This window comes from Pseudomonas sp. S3_G06 (genome assembly GCF_054667565.1).
In genome coordinates this window covers 5,753,435-5,774,298 of record NZ_CP162738.1, presented here as the reverse complement: position 1 = coordinate 5,774,298, position 20,864 = coordinate 5,753,435, and the positions used below count along the sequence as shown (strand labels likewise).

The following is a 20,864-nucleotide window of genomic DNA, read 5'->3' as shown; positions in this document are numbered from 1 at the left end:
CTTAGCTCAGGCGCAGGCGACTGGCGCCGACCAGCCAGCTGTAGATCAGATAAAGCACCACGGTCGCCAGCAACAGCAGCCCGCCGAGCGCAGTGGCCATGCCCCAGTTGATGCTGGTGTTGGTGTAGAAGGCGACGAAGTAGCTGACCATTTGGTCGTTCGGGCTGCCGAGCAGCGCCGGGGTGATGTAGTAGCCGATGGCGAGGATGAACACCAACAGGCAGCCGGCGCCAACGCCGGCGTAGGTCTGCGGGAAGTACACTCGCCAGAAACTGGCGAACGGGTGGCAGCCGAGGGAAATGGCGGCACGCATATAGGTCGGCGAGATGCCTTTCATCACGCTGTAGATCGGCAGAATCATGAACGGCAGCAGAATGTGCACCATCGAGATGTATACGCCGGTGCGGTTGAACACCAGTTCCAGCGGTTTATCGATGATGCCCATGGCCAGCAGCGCACTGTTGATCAGACCGCCGGATTGCAGCAGCACGATCCACGCTGCGACCCGCACCAGAATCGAAGTCCAGAACGGCAGCAGCACCAGGATCATCAGCAGGTTGCTCTGCCGCGAAGGCAGGTTCGCCAGCAAATAAGCCAGTGGATAGGCGAGCAGCAGGCAGATCACGGTGATGACCAGGCCCATCCAGAACGTGCGAGCGAAGATGTCGAGGTAGATCGCTTGATCCGGGGTGGCCGGGGCCAGTTCGCCGAGATCATCGATACGGTGATCGACCGCCGCCAGCAGGTAATACGGAGTGATGCTGCTGGTGTTGCGTTTCACCGCTTGCCAGTAGGCCGGGTCGCCCCAGCGTTCGTCGAGCGCTTCCAGCGCTTCTTTATAAGAGGCCGGTTCGCTGGCGAACGGCAGCGCCCGGGCGGTTTTGGTCAGCAGGCTGCGGTAGCCGGCCAACTCCATGTTCAAGCGCTTGGACAGATCGCCCAGCGTCTGGTTTTTGCGGGCTTCGGCGAGATCTTCGCTGGCAGCCTTGTACACCGGTTCGGCGGGCAGACCACGGCCGTCCCAACTGGCGATGGCAGTGACAGTGCGCGGCATGCCGCCAACCACTTCCGGGTTGCCGACGCTTTTATAGAGCAGCGCCACGATCGGCACCAGAAACACCAGCAGCAGAAACAGCACCAGCGGCGCAATCAGTGCCTGGGCTTTCCAGCGGTTGACCCGCTCGGCGTGCTTGAGCTTCTGCTTCAAGGTGGGGCTGGCGCCCTCGTTCAGGGGAACGGCGATGGCCATGACGTACTCCGCAAATCTTTGATCGTTACAGAGGTGGCGAACCACCTCTGTTGCGTTGAAACACTGCTACCTGTGGGAGCGAGCCTTCCTGTGGCAGCGAACCTTTGTGGCGAGGGGATTTATCCCCGTTCGGCTGCGCAGCAGTCGTAAAACCTGAGAATGCGGTTTACCTGAGCCACCGAGCGGGTATGGCTTCGGGGCTGCTTCGCAACCCAACGGGGATAAATCCCCTCGCCACAAAAGCCCCCTTGCCATCTCCATACAGGTAAGACAGTGGTTATTTCGCCGCCCAGGAATTGAAACGCTGTTCCAGTTGCTCGCCGTTGTCAGCCCAGAAGCTGACGTCGATCTGCACCTGGTTGGCGATGTTTTCCGGGGTGGTCGGCATGTCTTTCAGGACATCCTTGGCCAGCAGCGGTACGGCTTGGGTGTTGGCCGGGCCGTAGGCGATGTTTTCCGAGTAGGTCTTCTGCTGCTGCGGCTGCACCGAGAAGGCAATGAACTTCTTCGCCGCTTCGGCGCGCTTGGCGTCCAGACCTTTCGGGATAGCCCAGGCGTCGAAGTCGTAGATGCCGCCGTTCCACACCACTTTCAGGTTGGATTCTTTCTGCACCGCCGCGATGCGACCGTTGTAAGCCGAGCTCATCACCACGTCACCGGAAGCGAGGTATTGCGGCGGTTGTGCGCCGGCTTCCCACCACTGAATGCTTGGCTTGAGCTCATCGAGTTTCTTGAAGGCGCGATCCTGGCCGCCCTTGCTCGCCAGCTCTTTGTAGACGTCTTTCGGCGCGACACCATCGGCCATCAGCGCGAATTCGAGGGTGTATTTGGCGCCTTTGCGCAGGCCGCGCTTGCCCGGGAATTTCTTCGTGTCCCAGAAATCCGCCCAACTGGTCGGCGCGGTCTTCAGCTTGTCGGCGTTGTAGGCCAGCACGGTAGACCACACAAAGAAACCTACGCCGCATGGCTGAATGGCGCCTTTGACGTAGTCTTCGGTTTTGCCGAACAGCGCAGGATCAAGCTGCTCGAACATGTCTTCGTCGCAACCACGGGACAGCTCTGGCGATTCAACTTCGACCAGGTCCCACGACACGCTCTTGGTGTCGACCATGGCTTTGACCTTGGCCATCTCACCGTTGTATTCACCGGCAACGATCTTGCCGTTACCCGCCGCTTCCCACGGTGCATAGAAGGCTTTGACTTGCGCCGCCTTGTTCGCCCCGCCAAACGACACCACGGTCAAGTCCGGGCCGGCGGCCATTGCGCCGGTCGCACCCATCAGGCCCAGAGTCAGGGCGGTGAACTTCAGGGATCTCAACATTTATTGTTCTCTCCACGTGCAGGGTTGGTGTTGGTATTGCCGGGGCGCTTAGTGCGCCTCTAAAAGCGGATCGAGCGCACGAACGTGCTCGACCTGCCAGCCAAGCGGTACCACGTCGCCGACAGCGAGCGCAGGATCGAGCTCGGCAATCGGTTGTTTCACGAAGAAGTCGGTCTTGCCGCAGACTTCCAGGCGCACCCGGACGTGGTCGCCCAGATAGATGAATTCCGCCACCCTCCCTGAGAAGCGGTTGACGCATTGATCGCTCGAACCGTTGAGGCTGACGCGCTCCGGACGGATCGACAGAGTCACCGGTTCGCCGGTCTGGCCAACGTTGACGGCCAGCGCCTCGACCTTCTCTCCACGCCCCAACTCGACCACGCAGCGCTCGCCGCTCTGGCTGAGCAGGCGGCCGTTGAGGCGGTTGTTCTCACCAATGAAGTTGGCGACAAAGGTGTTCTTCGGCTCTTCGTAAAGGGTGCGCGGTGGCGCGATCTGCTGGATCTCGCCCTGATGGAATACCGCCACGCGGTCCGACATGGTCAGCGCTTCACCCTGATCGTGGGTTACGTAGACCACGGTCACGCCGAGGCGCTGGTGCAGGTGTTTGATCTCCATCTGCATGTGTTCACGCAGTTGTTTGTCGAGGGCGCCCAGCGGCTCGTCCATCAGCACCAGTTGCGGCTCGAACACCAGCGCGCGGGCCAGTGCCACACGCTGCTGCTGACCACCGGACAACTGCGCCGGATAGCGCGAGGCGAACGCGTCGAGCTGAACCATGCTGAGGACTTTCTTCACCCGCTCGCTGACGTCGCTTTTATTCAAGCCGCGCACGGTCAACGGGAAAGCAAGGTTCTCCGCGACAGTCATGTGCGGGAACAGCGCGTAGTTCTGGAACACCATGCCGATATCGCGCTTGTGCGGCGGCACGTTGTTGATCGAACGCCCGGACAGGAGGATTTCACCGGCGGTCGGCGTTTCGAACCCGGCGAGCATCATCAGGCTGGTGGTCTTGCCGGAACCGGACGGCCCGAGCAGGGTAAGAAATTCGCCCTTGCGAATGTCCAGGTTGAGGTCTTTGACGATCAGGTTCTCGCCGTCGTAGCTCTTCTGCACACCACGAAAGCTGACCAGCACATCACTGGTCCCTGCGCTTGTATCGACCTGGCTCATACCCACACCTTTGTTGTTGATGACTGCTTGTTCATCAAGCCTAGTGGCTGGCGGCGGCCACGCAAATCGGGGTGCAGGAGAGAATCGCTTAAGCGCAATGGAAGGTTGGGGGTAGGGATTGCCCTACAAGGATGGCGCGTTTGGGCAAACGCAGCGGCAAGGGGCAAGCTGCAAGCGGCAAGAACAGGCAAAAGCGCTTGTCGCTAATGGATATGCCAACTCCGAACCTGTGGGAGCGAGCCTGCTCGCGAATGCGGTGGGTCATCAAACTGAATGGCTGCCTGTTACGCCGCTTTCGCGAGCAGGCTCGCTCCCACATGAGGGCGGTGATGGTCAGAGGAGTTTGTGCTCCATCGCGTATTTCACCAGTTCGGCCAGCGAGGTGATGTTGAGCTTCTGCATCAGCCGCGCCTTGTGGGTGCTGATGGTCTTGCTGCTCAAGGCCAGTTGCTGGGCGATGTCGTTGACGTTGGCGCCCTGAGCGAGGCGTTCGAACACCGAGAATTCGCGTTCTGACAACAGCGAATGCAGCGGCCGGGTATCGGTCAGGCCGACTTCGAAGACCATGCGGTCGGCCAGTTCCGGGTCAATGTAACGCCCGCCCGCCGCGACTTTGCGAATCGCCGTGAGCAGCAGCGCCGGATCGCTGTCCTTGGTCGCATACCCGGCCGCGCCGACCTTCAAGGCGCGCGCGGCCATTTGCGCTTCGTCGTGCATCGACAGCACCAGAATCGCCGGCGGATTGTTCAGCGCACGGATGCGCGGGATCGCTTCCAGGCCGTTGACGCCGGGCATGGAGATGTCCAGCAGCACCACCTCGCACGGCACGCTGCGCAGGGTTTCGAGCAGTTGCTCACCATTGCTCGCCTCCCCCACGACTTGCAGATCCTTGGCCAGGCCGATCAATTGCTTGATGCCCTCGCGGACGATGGTGTGGTCTTCGGCTACCAGTACACGGATCACTTGGATTTCCTCGATATTTGCATGAAGCGAAAAGATCGCAGCCTTCGGCAGCTCCTACAGGGGTATGCGATCAGTGTAGGAGCTGCCGAAGGCTGCGATCTTTTAGCGATCCACAGGCACCCACACCTTAAGACTGGTGCCCTCCCCCGGCTCACTCACCAGTTCCAGTCGCCCGCCCATGATCAGCACCCGCTCACGCATGCCAACCAGACCAAACGACGTCGGCCGACCTTCAGCGGCGACAAATCCTACGCCATCATCGCTGACGGTCAGACACAATTCATCGCCCGCAAGCTCCAGCGTCAGCTCCACCGTGTGCGCCTGAGCATGGCGCATCACGTTGGTCAGCGCCTCCTGCAAAATCCGGAACAGCCCCACCGCCTTGGCATCGCTGAGTGCCGGCAGGTTGTCCGGCACCTGCACCAGACACGGTATCTGTGTGCGCGCCTCGAAACGCCGTGCCTGCCACTCGATGGCCGAGGCAATCCCGGCATCAAGGATCGGCGGGCGCAACGCCGTTGCCACATCACGCACCAGCTGAAACAACTGCGCGATCAGGCGTTTCATGCTGTTGAGCCGCTCGTTGAGTCCCGGATCGAGTTGCGCATAGGCCAATTCGCACATCGATGTCTCCAGTTTGAGCACGGTGAGCATCTGTCCCAACTCATCATGAACTTCCCGGGCGATGCGCGCCTTCTCTTCTTCGCGCACGCTTTCCAGGTGCGCCGACAGTTCGCGCAGCTGCTCGCGCGAGGCCGCCAGTTCCAGCTCGATGCGTTTGCTTTCGCTGATGTCCCAGACGATGCCGTCCCACACATAGGCGCCGTCCTCCAGCTGGCGGGTGATCGCCTTGATCTCGGCCCAGCGCTGCTCACCCTGGCGCGTGACGATGCGGCCCTGCCACGACCAGTCGCTGTCGGTATCCAGCGCCTGATCCTGGGTGCGGTGATAACTGGCCTTGTCGTCGGGGTGCACCAGACTGCGCAGGCCCATGTCGCGATGAGCGATGGCTGCCGGCGCATAACCGACCAGACTTTCGCTGCCTTCGCTGATGTAGGCAAAGTCGATCTGCCCGGTGACCGGTGCCCGCTCCAGCCTGAACACCAGACCCGGGACGTTGGCGGCGATGCCTTGCAGGCGCGCCTCGCTTTCCTGCAAAGCGGCGAGCGCGCGGCGGCGGTCGGTGACGTCGGTGAGGTAGACCACCAGATATTCACTGTCGCGAAAACGCAGAAAACTCAAAGACACGTCGGCCGGCAACACGCTGCCATCGGCGCGCAGGCAGCTGGTTTCGAAGCTCAGCGGCCCTTCTTCACTGGTCCGCGCACGCTTCCACAGATTGAGCCAGCGATCCATGTGCAGGCCGGGCTCGAAATCGATCAGCGGCCGCTCGATCAGCCCGCCCGAGGGATAACCGAGCATGTTTTCCGCCGCGCGGTTGGCGTAACGCACATGGCTGTCCCAATTGACCCAGAGAATGCCGACGGTGCTTTGGTCGATGGAAAACTGTGTCAGCCGCAGCGCCTCTTCACTGGCCGCGCGCAACGCGATGTCTTCCCGGGCGCTGAGCAGGCGTTGTTCGAGGCTGTGCTGTTGGCGCCGCTGCCAGACCACGATCGCCGCGCAACTGAGCAGCATCACGGCGAACAACAGACTGAGGTTCTGCCAGAACCCCGGCGATTCGGTCAGCCGTGGATATTTCGGCTGCAGCCATTGGTTGTGCAGTTGTTCCAGATCCTTGGCCGGGATCGCGCGCAAGGCGCTCTGGACGATGCCGGCCAGTTCCGGCCAATCGCGCCGCGAGGCCACACGCAGCAGTTGCGGCAGGCCGATATCGCCGACCACCACCAGTTCGGCAAACTCCGGCTCCACCGACAAGCGACCCAACTGTGCTTCGTCGACCACCGCGTAGGAGGCTTGCTGACTCAACAGCAGTTGCAATGCCTGACGCTCCAGCGGCACGCCTTGCAGATTCAAGTGCGGATAGTTGCTGCGCAGATAATCGGCGGTGCTGCTCGGCATGCGCACGGCGACGCGGGTCTGGCTGTCGAGCTTTTCCAGATCGACCGCGCCGCTGCTTTTCTGGTCGCTGACCACCAGTTGCGCCACGCGCATGTACGGGTCGGAAAACTGCCAGAGGCGCAGCGCGCTCGGGGTCTGGCTGAGGCCCGGGGCGATGTCGATCTCGCCCTCGCGCAAAGCGTTTTCCAATGCCCCGAGATCCTGAAAGTTGCGCCAGCTCAGTTCCACGCCGAGGGTTTTGGCCAGCAGCTTCATCAACTCGACATTGGCCCCGGACAATCGCTGCAGGCGCCGATCGTAGGTCGCGTAGGGCGCCTGCAAGACCAGGCCGACGCGCAATTCAGTGTGCTGCGCCAGCCATTGCTGCTGTTCTGGCGACAATTGCGCGGCATGAGCCGGTGGCGCAGGCGCCGCCCAGCCCATCAAGGGAAACCAGAAACAGCCGATAACCCACAGGCAGCAAAATCGCTTCATTGAAGTCTCATACACTGACAAATTCTGACCAACCCATTAGGCTGGCGGGATACTTTCTGGCCTGGAATAACCAATGCCCTCTGTCTACCGCCTGGCACTGCCAGCATTGTGCCTGTCGCTGATCCTGCCTTGTGCGTTTTCCGTCGAAGCCGCCGACCCGGCGCCTGCCGCTACGGATAAACCCGCCGAAGAAAAACCGGCCGAGCGCCAGCCACTGCTTGAGCGTAGTCAGGAAGAGGCCGCCGCACTGCAACGTAAACTGCCGGCGCAAGAGCAGCAACAACTGCAGGCTGGCAGCGACACTTTCCTCGCCCTTTGGAAACCGGCCAACAGCGCCGAACCCAAAGGCGCGGTGATCATAGTTCCCGGTGCCGGCGAAACCGCTGACTGGCCGCAGGCAATAGGCCCGTTGCGACGCAAATTGCCGGACGTCGAGTGGAGCAGCCTGAGTATCACCCTGCCGGATCTGCAAGGCGACGCCCTTGCTCCGCGCGTGATCGAACCGGCCGCGGCGCCGAAAGCCCCCGAAACCGCAAGCAAAGACGCCACCACCGCACAACCGATCGAACAGGCCGCTGGCGGTGAAGCGGAAGTTGCCGAACAGGTGGTCGCCGAGACCAACGAAGAACAAGCCAAGGCCGATGCCGATCGCATCTTCGGGCGAATCGATGCAGCGATTGCCTACGCCGAACAGCAGAGCGCGCGCAGCATTGTAGTGCTCGGGCACGGCACCGGCGCCTACTGGGCGGCGCGTTTTCTCAGCGAGCGGCAGACGCCGCAGGTGGAAAAACTGGTGATGGTCGATGCGCAAGTCCCGACCAAAGCCCTGCCGCCACTCGCCGAACTGACGCCGACGCTGAAGCTGCCGACGGTGGATATTTTCTACATGGACAAAGCGCTGGATCGCAACGCAGCGCTGGAGCGCATGCAGGCGAGCAAGCGCCTGAAGACCTCGGCGTTCAGCCAGGTGGCGCTGAAGGTGTTGCCGGACAAAAAGGCCGAGCAGGAACAATTGTTTCGCCGGGTGCGGGGCTGGTTGAACCCTCAGGCTGTCGACTGACATTCGGACCGAGTCGCCCCTCTTCGCGAGCAGGCTCGCTCCCACATTGATTTATGCACAATTCAATGTGGGAGCGAGCCTGCTCGCGAAGGGGCAAGCACAAGCAACACCCATCTAACTTCTAGCGAAAATCCCGTCGCTCGCGAATCAACGTATAGGCGCTATGCAATTCCCGCGTCCGCTCGGTCGCCTCACGCACCTGTGCCGGGGTCGCGCCACTGCCGGCGATCTTGTCCGGGTGATGGCGACTGAGCAATCGCCGGTAAGCGCGCTTGATCTGTGCCGGCTCGCTGCTCGCTGACACACCAAGCAGCTTCATCGCCTCCTGATAGCTCACTGCGGCACTGACGATCGGCCGCTTGCCCGGCTCGTAATCGCTGGCCAATGCCTGCACCTGCTGCGCCGTCCAGCCTAGCCATTTGCCCCACTGCGCCAGCAATTCGCGCTCACTCACCCCAGCGCGACCGTCGGCCCAGACCATTCGCCAACAGGCGCGCAACACGCCTTCAGCCGCATGCGGTTGCGAACTCAAACGACGCAGATAGCCGCGCAGATTGTCGCTGCCGGACTTGCCGCGATTGAATGCAGCAATGGCCCGTCGAGTCGCCGGCTCGCTCATTTCCAGCGCGCGCATTTCGTTGCGCGCCTGCTGGATATGCCCGTCAGTGACGCGCCCGTCGCTCTTGGCCAGACGCCCGAGCAACACGAACAGCAATTCATCGTTGCGCAGCATCGGCCGGCCGCCGAGCTTTTCGCGTAAATGTCCCCAGCTCTGCAAGTGCAAGCGCCGATCCAGCGCCTGCCCCAACAACGCCCCAAGCATGGCCCCCGGAATGCTGGCAATCGCGTACCCCACTCCGGCTCCAATCAGAGTCCCTGGCCACAGCATCTCAGCGACTCGCTTCTATCAAGGCTTCAGCTTCGGCCAGACGCTCGTAGGTACCAACATCTACCCAATGCCCCTTCAACCGCTCGCCCGTCACTTCACCTTTGGCCATGGCGTTGCGTAGCAGCGGCGCGAGCTTGAACGCGCCATCGCTGCAACCATCGAACAACTGCGGATGCAGCACGGCGATGCCGCTGTAAGTCAGCGTCTGCGCATCAGGCTCGCCGTCCTGCACTTTGCCGTCGATGAGAGTGAAGTCGCCTTTCGGGTGATGCGGCGGATTGTCCGCCAGCACCAGATGCGCCAGGCCATTGATCGGCTGGTGCAGCACGCTGAAGTCGTAATCGGTCCAGATATCGCCGTTGACCACCAGAAACGCATCATCACCGAGCAACGGCAGTGCACGGAAAATCCCGCCACCGGTTTCCAGCGGTTCGCCTTCCGGCGAGTACCGAATACTCAGGCCGAAGCGCGAGCCGTCGCCCAGATGATCCTCGATCTGCTGACCGAGCCAGGCGTGGTTGATGACGATTTCGTTGAAGCCTGCGGCCGCGAGGGCGTGCAGGTGATACTCGATCAGCGGCACGCCAGCGGCACGCACCAGCGGTTTCGGCGTAGTCAGGGTCAGCGGGCGCATGCGCTCGCCTTTGCCTGCGGCCAGAATCATTGCCTTCATGCCGTCGCTCCAGCACGCAAGCTGCTGAACAGCGCTTGCAGTTCCGCCAGTTCAGGACGGCGGGCGATCACCGCTTCTATATAAGAGAAGAAACGCGGCACATCGGCCAGATAGCGTGGCTTGCCATCGCGGTGGCAGATGCGCGCAAAGATGCCGATGACTTTGAGGTGACGCTGCACGCCCATCAGGTCGCTGGCGCGCAGGAAGTCTTCAAAATCAGCTTGCACCGGAATGTCCAGTGCCGAGGCCTGCTGCCAGTAACTTTCCAGCCAGCCGCGTACACGTTCTTCCGGCCAGCTGAGGAAAGCATCCTTGAACAGGCAGGTCACGTCGTAGGTCACCGGGCCGTACACCGCGTCCTGGAAATCCAGCACGCCAGGGTTGGGCTCGCTGAGCATCAGGTTGCGCGGCATGTAGTCGCGGTGCACCAGCACTTTCGGCTGCGCCAGCGCGCTGTCGATCAGCAACTCGCTGATGTGCTGCCATTGTTGCTGCTGGGCCGCATCGAACTCGACGCCCAGCTCGCGCTTGACGTACCACTCGGGGAACAATTCCAGCTCGCGACGCAACAAGGCGACGTCGTAACTGGGCAACGGCGCAACCATCGGCAACTGTTGAAAAGCCAACAGCGCTTGCAGGGCATCGTGGAATAACGCGTCGGCATTTTCGCCATCGATGACGTCGAGATAGGTCTTGTTGCCCAGGTCATTGAGCAAAAGAAAACCGCGCTCGAGGTCTTCGGCGTAAATTTTCGGCACATTAATTCCGGATTTCGCCAGCAAAAAGGCGATATCCACGAACGGTTTGCAGTTTTCCTGAGGTGGCGGCGCGTCCATCACGACGAAGCTGCGACCATCGCCCTCCCAGCGGAAGTAGCGGCGGAAACTCGCGTCGCTGCTGGCCGCGGTCAACGTGGCCGGGGGCACGGTGCCCCAGCCCTGCTCCGCAAACAGCTTCGCCAACTGCTCATCGAGCCAAACTTTCAGGTGTTGCAAGCGTACATCTTGGTCAGGCATTGCAAGGGTCTCCGACGGCGCTAGCCGTCAAGCGGGTCATGCTTTATTATCCAGCATCTTTTTCAGACCATCGAGAGGCGTGCGGCCCACACCGCGGGCAGATGGCACGCAGGAAGCCCGGACTAATAAGATGGCATTGAAATCCCCCGCGTTTCGTAAAAAATTTCCGTTGTTGGTAACCGGCAGTCTGCTGGCTATGCAACCTCTGGCCAGTCAATTCGTTGTTGCCGCCGAGCAGTATGACTGCTCCGTCTCGGCTACGGGTGGCTGGGACTGTGCGCCCAAGTCGCCCGCCGCGGCATTGCCGCCGCGCCCAGTGCATGACGGCAGTGCCGTCAGCTCTGCTGGCGAGGCCCCGGCCGACAACGGTTCCGGCGCAGAGACCGGTGCAAAAACCGCACTGGTCACCGAGTCCAAGGGCCGCGGCCTGAAATCCCGTAGCGAAGACTACAGTCACCTCGACTGGGTTCCGCGCGAGAAGCTCACTGCCGCGCAATTGGCCGAGACCGGTCCTTACTGCTCTGGTTCCTATATCGAACCGATTCGTCCTGGCATGAATGACAAGACGAATAAAAGTGACGCGCCGACCTTCATCGGTGCCAAAGCGTCGCGTTATGAGCAGGACACACAAGTCGCCAGCCTCGCCGGTGACGTGGTCATGCGTCAGGGCAGCATGCAGGTCGAAGCCGACGAGGCCAACCTGTATCAGGCCGAGAGCCGTGGCGAACTGGCCGGCAACGTGCGCATCCGTGACAACGGCGCGCTGATCGTCGGCGACCACGCCGATGTGCAACTCGACACCGGCGAAGCCAAGGTCGACAACGCCGAATACGTGATGCACAAATCGCGCATCCGCGGTAACGCGCTGTATGCCAAGCGCGCCGAAAACGCGATCATCCGCCTGAAGGACGGCACGTACACCACGTGCGAACCTAACAGCAACGCGTGGCAGCTCAAGGGCAACAACATCACCCTGAACCCGGCCACCGGCTTCGGTACCGCGACCAACGTGACGTTGCGCGTCAAAGACATCCCGATTCTGTACACCCCGTACATCTACTTCCCGATCGACGACCGTCGCCAGTCAGGCTTCCTGCCGCCGACCATCGGTTCGGGCAGCGACACCGGCTTCATGCTGGTCACCCCTTACTACTTCAACCTTGCGCCGAACTATGACGCCACGTTGTACCCGCGCTACATGAGCAAGCGCGGCATGCTGGTCGAGGGTGAGTTCCGTTACCTGACCAAGTCGAGTGAAGGTCAGTTCGGTGCTTCGTACCTCAACGACGAGGACGATGATCGCAAGCGTCAGTCCGACTACAACGAGACTCGCTACATGTACAACTGGCAGCACAAGGGCGGTCTCGACTCCCGCGTGCTGACCCAGGTTGACTACACCAAGATCAGCGATCCGTATTACTTCCAGGACCTGCAAACTGACCAGATCGGCGTCAAGAGCGACGATTTCGTCAACCAGCAGGGCTCGGTCACTTATCGTGGCGACAGCTACACCGCACGCCTCAACGCTCAGCAGTATCAACTGGCGACCGTTTCGAACATCACACCGTATGGCCGTCTGCCGCAGATCACCTTCAATGGTCAGCTGCCGTATCACCCGGAAGGCCTCGATTTCGATTATCAGACCGAGCTGGTGCGTTTCGACCGCGATCTGAGAAGCGGCACCTTTGTGCAGGAAGACGGTATTACCACCGAGCCGCGTCTGGACAACAACATCACCGGCCTGGCTCGTGCCAATGGCGATCGCTTGAATCTGAAGCCGGGCGTCAGCCTGCCGATGAGCTGGACATATGGTTTCCTGAAGCCATCGCTGAAATATCAGTACACCCAATATCAGCTTGATCTGGACAACACCGGCAAAGCGCAGATCGATGCGCTGTCGCCAGCAAACCAGAAGCTCTATGGCAAGTTCGACAGCAACCAGAATCGTGGCGTACCGATCGCCAGCATTGATAGTGGCCTCTACTTCGACCGAAATACTTCGTACTTCGGCAAGAACTATCGCCAGACTCTGGAACCACGCCTGTTCTACCTGTACGTCCCTGAGGTCGATCAGGAAGATATTCCGGTGTTCGATACCAGCGAAACGACGTTCAGCTACTCCTCGCTGTTCCGTGACAACCGCTTTACCGGTGCCGACCGTGTCGGTGACGAGAACAAGCTGTCACTGGGTGTGACCAGCCGCTGGATCGAAGACAACGGTTTCGAGCGTCAGAAAATCAGCGTAGGCCAGGCTTATTACTTCAAGAATCGCGAAGTGCAGTTGCCTGGCATCGATGCGAAAACCCGTGAAGATTCCAAATCCAGTGTCTCGCCATACGCGCTTGAATACGAATACCGCTGGAACCGCGACTGGCGCGCCACAGCCGACTACAACTGGGACCCGGACAGCCGCAGCCCGCGCTCCGGCAGTGCGATGTTCCACTACCAGCCAGCCGACAACCCGAACAAGGTCATCAATGCCGGCTATCGCTATCGCAACGATCAGGTTCGTTATGACCAGAACACCGGTCAGTGGTCGGTGGGCGGTGGTGACTACGGCGTTCCCGGACAACCTGGCTACGTGAAGGACTACTACAAGATCCAGCAGCATGACTTCTCGGTCATCTGGCCTATCGTTCCGCAGTGGAACGCCATCAGCCGCTGGCAGTACGACTACAACCGCAATCGCACGCTGGAAGCTTTCGGTGGTTTCGAATACGACAACTGCTGCTGGAAACTGCGCCTGATCAACCGTTACTGGGTCTCCTATGACGAGTTCAGTCAGGAAGCTCCGGAAAACGAGAAAGGCGACCACGGCATTTTCCTCCAAATTGTTCTGAAGGGACTCGGCGGCCTGACTGGCGCCAAGGTAGAGAGCTTCCTCGACAAAGGCATTCAAGGTTATCGTGAACGTGAAGACCAAGCTTTCTGATTGTCTGCGCCCGGTGCTGCTGGGCGCGTTGTTCCTGGGTACGGCGGCCAACGCCGCCGTACAGTCCATCGATAAAGTAGTGGCGATCGTCGATAACGACGTCGTCATGCAGAGCCAACTGGACCAGCGCGTTCACGAAGTTCAGCAGACCATCGCCAAGCGCGGTGGCGGTCTGCCGCCTCCGGGCGTGCTCGATCAGCAAGTGCTCGAGCGTTTGATCGTCGAAAACCTGCAACTGCAGATCGGCGAACGCTCGGGCATCCGCATTACTGACGAAGAGCTGAACCAGGCTGTCGGCACCATCGCCCAACGCAACAACATGACTGTTGATCAGTTCCGTGCTGCGCTGGCTCGCGATGGCCTGAACTATGACGACGCCCGTGATCAGATCAAGCGCGAGATGATCATCAGCCGGGTGCGTCAGCGTCGCGTGGCAGAACGCATTCAGGTGTCCGAGCAGGAGGTGAAGAACTTCCTCGCCTCTGACCTCGGCAAGATGCAACTGTCCGAAGAACTGCACCTGGCCAACATCCTGATCCCGACTCCGGAAAGCGCCAACTCTGAAGCGATTCAGAGCGCTTATCGTCAGGCCATGGATGTTTACCAGCAGCTCAAGCAAGGCGCTGACTTCGGTCAGATGGCCGTGGCCAAATCCGGCAGCGACAACGCCCTGGAAGGCGGCGACATGGGCTGGCGTAAAGCCGCGCAGCTGCCGCCGCCGTTCGATCGCGAATTGAGCAGCATGGCCGTCGGCGACATCACTCAGCCTGCGCGTACGCCGGGCGGCTTCATCATTCTGAAGCTGCTGGGCAAACGCGGCGGCGAAGCGCAGATGCGCGACGAAGTGCATGTGCGTCACATCCTGGTCAAGCCAAGCCCGATCCGCGACGAAGCCAAGACCAAGGCACTGGTGCAATCGTTGTATGACCGCATCACCGCCGGCGAAGACTTTGCCGAACTGGCGAAAAACTATTCGGAAGATCCGGGTTCCGCCCTTAACGGCGGCGACCTGAACTGGATCGACCCGAACGTGCTGGTCCCGGAATTCCGCGAAGTGATGGCTTCGACCCCACAAGGTCAACTGTCCAAGCCATTCCAGACCCAATACGGCTGGCACGTGCTGGAAGTCCTTGGCCGTCGCGCCACTGACGGCACCGAACAGGCCCGTGAGCAGCAAGCCATGACCGTACTGCGTAACCGCAAATACGACGAGGAGCTGCAAACCTGGCTGCGTCAGATCCGTGACGAAGCGTACGTAGAGATCAAACTCCCTGGTGCAGACCAGGCAGCGCAGTGAAACCCAAGCGTTTCGCGCTGACACCCGGCGAACCAGCCGGCATCGGTCCCGACCTGTGCCTGCTGCTCGCCTCGCAAGCCCAGCCACATCCCCTGATTGCCATCACCAGCCGCGACCTGCTCCTTGAACGGGCCGCGCAACTGGGGCTGGCCGTCAACCTGCTGGATGTCGCGCCGGGTCAGTGGCCAGATGTTCCAGCACCGGCCAATAGTCTGTACGTCTGGGACACGCCGCTCAGCGCACCGGTAGTCGCCGGGCAACTGGACAGGGCCAACGCGGCGTTCGTCCTCGAAACCTTGACCCGCGCCGGCAACGGCTGCCTGAACGGCGACTTCGCCGGGATGATCACCGCGCCGGTGCACAAAGGTGTGATCAACGAATCGGGTATCGCGTTCTCCGGACACACAGAATTTCTCGCTGACCTGACGCACACCGCGCAGGTAGTGATGATGCTGGCCACTCGCGGTTTGCGCGTGGCGCTGGTCACCACGCATCTGCCTCTGCGCGAGATTGCCGACGCGATCACTCCAGAGCGACTGGAGCGCGTCACTCGGATCCTGCACGCCGACCTGCAAGACAAATTCGGCATCGCCCGGCCACGCATCCTGGTCTGCGGTCTTAATCCGCACGCCGGTGAAGGCGGCCACCTGGGCCATGAAGAAATCGACATCATCGAACCGACATTAGAGCGCCTGCGCGGCGAGGGCATGGACCTTCGTGGCCCGCTGCCTGCCGACACTCTGTTTACCCCCAAATATCTGGAGCACTGCGACGCAGTGCTGGCGATGTACCACGACCAGGGCTTGCCCGTGCTCAAGTACAAAGGCTTCGGCGCTGCCGTCAACGTGACGCTGGGCCTGCCGATCATCCGCACCTCGGTCGACCATGGCACCGCCCTGGATCTGGCCGGCAGCGGCAGGATCGACACCGGCAGCCTGCAAGTCGCCCTGGAAACCGCCTACCAGATGGCCGAGACCCGTTTATGAACGAGCAATACCAACACAAGGCGCGCAAACGCTTTGGTCAGAACTTCCTCCACGATGCCGGCGTTATCGACCGCATTCTGCGCTCCATCCACGCCAAGGCTGACGACCGCCTGCTGGAAATCGGCCCCGGTCAGGGTGCGCTGACCCAAGGTTTGCTGGGCTCCGGCGCGCAACTCGACGTGGTGGAACTGGACAAGGATCTGATCCCGATCCTCAATCAGCAGTTTGCGGGCATGAGCAATTTCAACCTGCATCAGGGCGATGCGCTGAAGTTCGACTTCAATACGCTGAACGCCGCACCGAACAGCCTGCGGGTGGTTGGCAACCTGCCGTACAACATCTCCACGCCGCTGATTTTTCACCTGCTGAACAACGCCGGCATCATTCGTGACATGCACTTCATGTTGCAGAAAGAAGTGGTCGAGCGTCTGGCCGCAGGCCCGGGTGGCGGTGACTGGGGTCGCTTGTCGATCATGGTTCAGTACCATTGCCGCGTGGAACATCTGTTCAACGTTGGCCCGGGCGCTTTCAATCCGCCGCCGAAAGTCGATTCGGCGATCGTTCGTCTCGTGCCCCACGCGGTACTGCCGCACCCGGCCAAGGATCACAAGCTGCTGGAGCGCGTTGTGCGCGAAGCCTTCAACCAGCGCCGCAAAACCCTGCGCAATACCCTCAAGCAATTGCTCAGCAACGCCGAGATCGAAGCCGCTGGCGTCGATGGCAGCCTGCGTCCCGAGCAGCTGGATCTGGCCGCATTCGTGCGCCTGGCCGACCAGCTCGCGATACAGGTCCCGGCAACTCCCGCCGCAGACTGACCCGCGATGAACGCTATCGGGCAGCACACCACTCTGGTTTACTGCCCGATACTTGCCTAGACTGATTCCCCATCAGCTACGCCCCGCGTTCCGCTTCGTTAAGGCCTTCTTGCATGTCCGATTCCCGTTATCAGGTCGATGTCAGCGTCGTCACTCACTATCTGGCAGACCAATCGCAACCCGAACACGACCGTTTCGCCTTCGCCTACACCATCACCGTGCAGAACAACGGCGAGATTGCGGCCAAGCTTCTGTCCCGGCACTGGGTGATTACCGATGGTGACGGCCATGTCGAACAAGTGCGCGGTGAAGGCGTCGTCGGCCAGCAACCGTTGATCGATGCAGGCAAGAGCCACACGTATACCAGCGGCACGGTGATGACCACAAAGGTCGGCACCATGCAGGGCACTTATCAAATGCTCGCCGATGACGGCAAACATTTCGATGCCGTCATCAAACCGTTTCGCCTCGCCGTACCCGGAGCCCTGCACTGATGACGACTTACGCCGTCGGTGACCTGCAAGGCTGTCTCGAACCGCTCAAGTGCCTGCTCAAGCAAGTCGCTTTCGACCCGGCGCTTGACCGGTTGTGGCTGGTCGGCGATCTGGTCAACCGTGGTCCGCAGTCGCTGGAAACCCTGCGCTTTCTCCATGGCATGCGTGAGTCGCTGGTCTGCGTGCTCGGCAATCACGACCTGCACCTGCTGGCCGCCGCGAAGAAAATCGAGCGTTTGAAGAAAAGTGACACCTTGCGCGAAATCATCGAGGCTCCCGACGGCCCGCAATTGATGGAATGGCTGCGCCAGCAGAAGCTGATGCATTACGACGAAACACGCGATGTTGCGATGGTCCATGCCGGCATCCCGCCGCAATGGTCGCTGCGCCGTGCGTTGAAGTGCGCCGCCGAAGTCGAGACCGCCCTGCGCGACGACAACGTATTCCCCGCCTACCTTGACGGTATGTACGGCAACGAGCCGGCAAAATGGGACAACGATCTCAAAGGCATTGATCGTCTGCGGGTAATCACCAATTACTTCACGCGCATGCGCTTTTGCACCGCCGAGGGCAAGCTCGACCTCAAAAGCAAGGAAGGCCTCGACAGCGCCCCGCCCGGCTACAAGCCGTGGTTCCAGCACAAGGAGCGCAAGACCAAAGGCCTGCGCATCATCTTCGGTCACTGGGCTGCGCTCGAGGGCAATATCCACGAGCCGGGCATTTCCGCGCTGGACACCGGATGCGTATGGGGCGGCAGCCTGACGCTGATGAACGTCGACAGCGGCGAACGCCTGTCATGCAAATGCGACGAGCACGGCGGGCTTGCACACACGGTCGCGCCACTTATCCCCGAATCTTCGCCAGTCGACGCGCCGCGTTAGACTGCACTTTCAGTTGAGCTACAGGAACCCGCCATGAGCGAATTCAAACGAATCCCCCCGGAACAGGCGCAGGCCCTGCGTGAACAAGGCGCCGTTGTGGTTGACGTACGCGATCCAGCGACCTTTGCCGCGCTGCACATTAGCGGCTCCAAACATCTCGATAACCATTCGCTGCACGCTTTCATTCAGGGCGCCGACCTTGACGCACCGACCGTCGTGGTCTGCTACCACGGCAATTCCAGCCAGGGCGCAGCCGCCTATCTGGTCAGCCAAGGCTTCTCTGACGTCTACAGCATGGATGGCGGTTTCGAGCTGTGGCGTACGACTTATCCGTCGGAAACCGCGCAAGGCACCGCCGAATAATTTTTTTGCGCAGCGCAGGCCCCGGCTGCCGTGGGCCTGCGCGCGGCAGACGAACGGTCTGCCACAACTAATTACGTATCTCGCCTTTACCTCTCGAATTCCCAACTATCCTTAAGCGCAGGCCATCCAAATCAGGGGAGAGCCGGTACACCGGCGCGCGGGTCATCGGGAGTAGCTTTCGCGGTTTGTCGACCGTGGGAGAATTCTGGGGGGTAAACAGCAGCTGCCATAGCGACTGCTGCCAGCATCGACTGAGTGATCCGGCGTCGGCTCCACGTATCGAGCGAGGTGACGTCATGAGTATCTTTAGCCACTTCCAACAACGCTTCGAATCCACACGCCAGGAAGAACTCTCTCTGCAGGAGTACCTGGAGCTGTGCAAAAACGATCGCAGCGCCTACGTTTCCGCCGCCGAGCGTCTATTGATGGCGATCGGCGAACCGGAACTGCTCGACACTTCGACCAATTCGAGGCTGTCGCGCATCTTCTCCAACAAGGTGATCCGCCGCTATCCGGCTTTTGAAGACTTCCACGGGATGGAAGAATGCATCGACCAGATCGTCTCGTATTTCCGCCACGCCGCCCAAGGCCTGGAAGAGAAGAAACAGATTCTTTATCTGCTCGGCCCCGTTGGCGGCGGTAAATCGTCCCTGGCCGAGAAGCTGAAACAGCTGATGGAAAAAGTGCCTTTCTACGCCATCAAGGGCTCGCCGGTCTTCGAATCACCTCTGGGTCTGTTCAACGCCACTGAAGATGGCGCGATCCTTGAGGAAGATTTCGGCATTCCACGACGCTACCTGAACACCATCATGTCGCCCTGGGCGACCAAACGCCTGGCCGAATTCGGCGGCGACATCAGTCAGTTCCGCGTGGTCAAGCTGTACCCCTCGATCCTCAATCAGATTGCGGTGGCCAAGACCGAACCCGGTGACGAGAACAACCAGGACATCTCGGCGCTGGTTGGCAAGGTCGATATCCGCAAACTCGAAGAATTCCCGCAGAACGACGCTGACGCCTACAGCTACTCCGGTGCGCTGTGCCGGGCCAACCAGGGCCTGATGGAATTCGTCGAAATGTTCAAGGCGCCGATCAAGGTGCTGCACCCATTACTGACCGCTACTCAAGAAGGTAACTACAACAGTACCGAAGGCCTCGGCGCGATTCCGTTCACCGGGATTTTGCTGGCTCACTCCAACGAGTCGGAGTGGCACACCTTCCGCAACAACAAGAACAACGAGGCGTTCATCGACCGGATCTACATCGTCAAAGTGCCGTACTGCCTGCGCGTCAGCGATGAAGTGAAGATCTACGACAAACTCCTGTTCAACAGTTCCTTGTCCAAGGCGCACTGCGCACCGGACACCTTGAAAATGCTTGCGCAATTCACCGTGCTGTCGCGCCTCAAGGAGCCGGAAAACTCCAACATCTATTCGAAGATGCGCGTCTACGACGGTGAAAACCTCAAGGACACTGATCCGAAGGCCAAGTCGATTCAGGAGTACCGCGATTCGGCCGGTGTCGACGAAGGCATGAACGGCCTGTCGACCCGCTTCGCCTTCAAGATCCTCTCCAAGGTGTTCAACTTCGACCCGCATGAAATCGCTGCCAACCCGGTGCACCTGCTCTATGTGCTTGAACAACAGATCGAACAGGAACAGTTCCAGGCCGAAACCCGCGAACGTTACCTGCGCTATCTGAAGGAATACTTGGCGCCGCGCTACATCGAGTTCATCGGCAAGGAAATCCAGACCGCTTATCTGGAGTCCTACAGCGAATACGGTCAGAACATTTTCGATCGCTACGTGCTGTATGCGGATTTCTGGATTCAGGATCAGGAGTATCGCGACCCGGAAACCGGCGAGATCCTCAACCGCGTGGCCCTGAACGAAGAACTGGAAAAAATCGAAAAGCCGGCCGGGATCAGCAATCCGAAGGATTTCCGCAACGAAATCGTCAACTTCGTCCTGCGCGCCCGGGCCAACAACAACGGCAAGAACCCGACGTGGCTCAGCTACGAAAAACTGCGGGTGGTCATCGAGAAGAAAATGTTCTCCAACACCGAAGACCTGCTACCCGTCATCAGCTTCAACGCCAAGGCCAGCAAGGAGGATCAGCAGAAACACAACGACTTCGTTACGCGAATGGTTGAACGTGGCTACACCGATAAACAGGTACGCCTGCTGTCCGAATGGTACCTGCGGGTCCGCAAGTCGCAGTGAGGCAGCTGCAAGCTATAAGCCACAAGCTGCAAGAACA

The 20,864-nt window shown here is 60.4% G+C and carries 17 protein-coding genes; 9 read left to right on the top strand and 8 right to left on the bottom strand.

The window, feature by feature from the left end; all coding sequences use genetic code 11:
* Position 1: 1 nt before the first annotated feature.
* The 5 genes from AB4N47_RS25750 to AB4N47_RS25730 form a co-directional block, all read right to left on the bottom strand.
* Complete coding sequence (locus AB4N47_RS25750) at positions 2–1,249, bottom strand: ABC transporter permease (RefSeq protein WP_016772908.1); 1,248 nt, start codon at positions 1,247–1,249, stop codon at positions 2–4.
* 277 nt (positions 1,250–1,526) lie between these two features.
* Positions 1,527–2,570, bottom strand: coding sequence for an ABC transporter substrate-binding protein (locus tag AB4N47_RS25745; protein WP_016772907.1), 1,044 nt, complete (start codon positions 2,568–2,570; stop codon positions 1,527–1,529).
* A 48-nt stretch (positions 2,571–2,618) separates the two neighbouring features.
* Positions 2,619–3,743, bottom strand: a complete 1,125-nt coding sequence (locus AB4N47_RS25740) for an ABC transporter ATP-binding protein (protein ID WP_016772906.1) — start codon at positions 3,741–3,743, stop codon at positions 2,619–2,621.
* 333 nt (positions 3,744–4,076) lie between these two features.
* A complete protein-coding gene (locus AB4N47_RS25735) occupies positions 4,077–4,706 on the bottom strand; it encodes a response regulator (protein ID WP_003228820.1) in 630 nt (209 codons plus the stop codon).
* A gap of 102 nt (positions 4,707–4,808) precedes the next feature.
* Positions 4,809–7,202, bottom strand: a complete 2,394-nt coding sequence (locus AB4N47_RS25730) for a PAS domain-containing sensor histidine kinase (RefSeq protein WP_341638035.1) — start codon at positions 7,200–7,202, stop codon at positions 4,809–4,811.
* Positions 7,203–7,275: 73 nt separating this feature from the next.
* Between AB4N47_RS25730 and AB4N47_RS25725 the strand changes: the two genes are divergently transcribed.
* Complete coding sequence (locus tag AB4N47_RS25725) at positions 7,276–8,262, top strand: alpha/beta hydrolase family protein (protein WP_341638036.1); 987 nt, start codon at positions 7,276–7,278, stop codon at positions 8,260–8,262.
* 121 nt (positions 8,263–8,383) lie between these two features.
* Here AB4N47_RS25725 and AB4N47_RS25720 read toward each other — a convergent pair whose 3' ends face one another.
* The 3 genes from AB4N47_RS25720 to AB4N47_RS25710 are packed head-to-tail and all read right to left on the bottom strand — an operon-like array spanning position 8,384 to position 10,840.
* Positions 8,384–9,151, bottom strand: a complete 768-nt coding sequence (locus AB4N47_RS25720; protein WP_024014539.1) for a TerB family tellurite resistance protein — start codon at positions 9,149–9,151, stop codon at positions 8,384–8,386.
* A 1-nt stretch (position 9,152) separates the two neighbouring features.
* Positions 9,153–9,824, bottom strand: coding sequence for an N-acetylmuramate alpha-1-phosphate uridylyltransferase MurU (gene murU / locus AB4N47_RS25715; RefSeq protein WP_341638037.1), 672 nt, complete (start codon positions 9,822–9,824; stop codon positions 9,153–9,155).
* Positions 9,821–10,840: an aminoglycoside phosphotransferase family protein gene (locus AB4N47_RS25710; protein WP_016772900.1), complete on the bottom strand. Its 1,020-nt coding sequence runs from the start codon at positions 10,838–10,840 to the stop codon at positions 9,821–9,823. The genes murU and AB4N47_RS25710 overlap by 4 nt, the downstream gene beginning before the upstream one ends.
* A gap of 130 nt (positions 10,841–10,970) precedes the next feature.
* On the opposite strand from AB4N47_RS25710, the gene AB4N47_RS25705 reads away from it, so the two are divergent.
* The 8 genes from AB4N47_RS25705 (at position 10,971) to AB4N47_RS25670 (ending at position 20,827) form a co-directional block, all read left to right on the top strand.
* On the top strand, positions 10,971–13,772 hold the full coding sequence (locus tag AB4N47_RS25705; protein ID WP_341638038.1) for an LPS-assembly protein LptD: 2,802 nt from the start codon (positions 10,971–10,973) through the stop codon (positions 13,770–13,772).
* The gene (surA, locus tag AB4N47_RS25700; RefSeq protein WP_177318478.1) at positions 13,747–15,069 is read left to right on the top strand and encodes a peptidylprolyl isomerase SurA; all 1,323 of its coding nucleotides are present in this window, start codon (positions 13,747–13,749) and stop codon (positions 15,067–15,069) included. The genes AB4N47_RS25705 and surA overlap by 26 nt, the downstream gene beginning before the upstream one ends.
* Positions 15,066–16,055, top strand: coding sequence for a 4-hydroxythreonine-4-phosphate dehydrogenase PdxA (pdxA, locus tag AB4N47_RS25695; protein ID WP_341638039.1), 990 nt, complete (start codon positions 15,066–15,068; stop codon positions 16,053–16,055). Before surA ends, pdxA begins: the two co-directional genes overlap by 4 nt.
* On the top strand, positions 16,052–16,870 hold the full coding sequence (rsmA, locus tag AB4N47_RS25690) for a 16S rRNA (adenine(1518)-N(6)/adenine(1519)-N(6))-dimethyltransferase RsmA (protein WP_130887897.1): 819 nt from the start codon (positions 16,052–16,054) through the stop codon (positions 16,868–16,870). The genes pdxA and rsmA overlap by 4 nt, the downstream gene beginning before the upstream one ends.
* Positions 16,871–16,983: 113 nt before the next feature.
* Positions 16,984–17,364, top strand: coding sequence for a Co2+/Mg2+ efflux protein ApaG (gene apaG, locus AB4N47_RS25685; RefSeq protein WP_122506055.1), 381 nt, complete (start codon positions 16,984–16,986; stop codon positions 17,362–17,364).
* Positions 17,364–18,245, top strand: coding sequence for a symmetrical bis(5'-nucleosyl)-tetraphosphatase (locus AB4N47_RS25680; RefSeq protein WP_341638040.1), 882 nt, complete (start codon positions 17,364–17,366; stop codon positions 18,243–18,245). The genes apaG and AB4N47_RS25680 overlap by 1 nt, the downstream gene beginning before the upstream one ends.
* Positions 18,246–18,278: 33 nt before the next feature.
* Positions 18,279–18,608 carry a thiosulfate sulfurtransferase GlpE gene (glpE, locus tag AB4N47_RS25675; RefSeq protein ID WP_016772893.1) on the top strand — a complete coding sequence of 110 codons (330 nt, stop codon included), beginning with the start codon at positions 18,279–18,281 and terminating at the stop codon, positions 18,606–18,608.
* A 296-nt stretch (positions 18,609–18,904) separates the two neighbouring features.
* Entirely contained in the window at positions 18,905–20,827 is a 1,923-nt protein-coding gene (locus tag AB4N47_RS25670) for a PrkA family serine protein kinase (protein ID WP_016772892.1), read from the top strand.
* Positions 20,828–20,864 lie beyond the last annotated feature (37 nt).

Coding starts and splice junctions, on each gene's coding strand:
- AB4N47_RS25750 (WP_016772908.1), bottom strand. CDS start 1,249: ATGGCCATCGCCGTTCCCCTGAACGAGGGCGCCAGCCCCACCTTGAAG.
- AB4N47_RS25745 (WP_016772907.1), bottom strand. CDS start 2,570: ATGTTGAGATCCCTGAAGTTCACCGCCCTGACTCTGGGCCTGATGGGT.
- AB4N47_RS25740 (WP_016772906.1), bottom strand. CDS start 3,743: ATGAGCCAGGTCGATACAAGCGCAGGGACCAGTGATGTGCTGGTCAGC.
- AB4N47_RS25730 (WP_341638035.1), bottom strand. CDS start 7,202: ATGAAGCGATTTTGCTGCCTGTGGGTTATCGGCTGTTTCTGGTTTCCC.
- AB4N47_RS25725 (WP_341638036.1), top strand. CDS start 7,276: ATGCCCTCTGTCTACCGCCTGGCACTGCCAGCATTGTGCCTGTCGCTG.
- AB4N47_RS25720 (WP_024014539.1), bottom strand. CDS start 9,151: ATGCTGTGGCCAGGGACTCTGATTGGAGCCGGAGTGGGGTACGCGATT.
- murU (WP_341638037.1), bottom strand. CDS start 9,824: ATGAAGGCAATGATTCTGGCCGCAGGCAAAGGCGAGCGCATGCGCCCG.
- AB4N47_RS25710 (WP_016772900.1), bottom strand. CDS start 10,840: ATGCCTGACCAAGATGTACGCTTGCAACACCTGAAAGTTTGGCTCGAT.
- AB4N47_RS25705 (WP_341638038.1), top strand. CDS start 10,971: ATGGCATTGAAATCCCCCGCGTTTCGTAAAAAATTTCCGTTGTTGGTA.
- rsmA (WP_130887897.1), top strand. CDS start 16,052: ATGAACGAGCAATACCAACACAAGGCGCGCAAACGCTTTGGTCAGAAC.
- apaG (WP_122506055.1), top strand. CDS start 16,984: ATGTCCGATTCCCGTTATCAGGTCGATGTCAGCGTCGTCACTCACTAT.
- AB4N47_RS25680 (WP_341638040.1), top strand. CDS start 17,364: ATGACGACTTACGCCGTCGGTGACCTGCAAGGCTGTCTCGAACCGCTC.
- glpE (WP_016772893.1), top strand. CDS start 18,279: ATGAGCGAATTCAAACGAATCCCCCCGGAACAGGCGCAGGCCCTGCGT.
- AB4N47_RS25670 (WP_016772892.1), top strand. CDS start 18,905: ATGAGTATCTTTAGCCACTTCCAACAACGCTTCGAATCCACACGCCAG.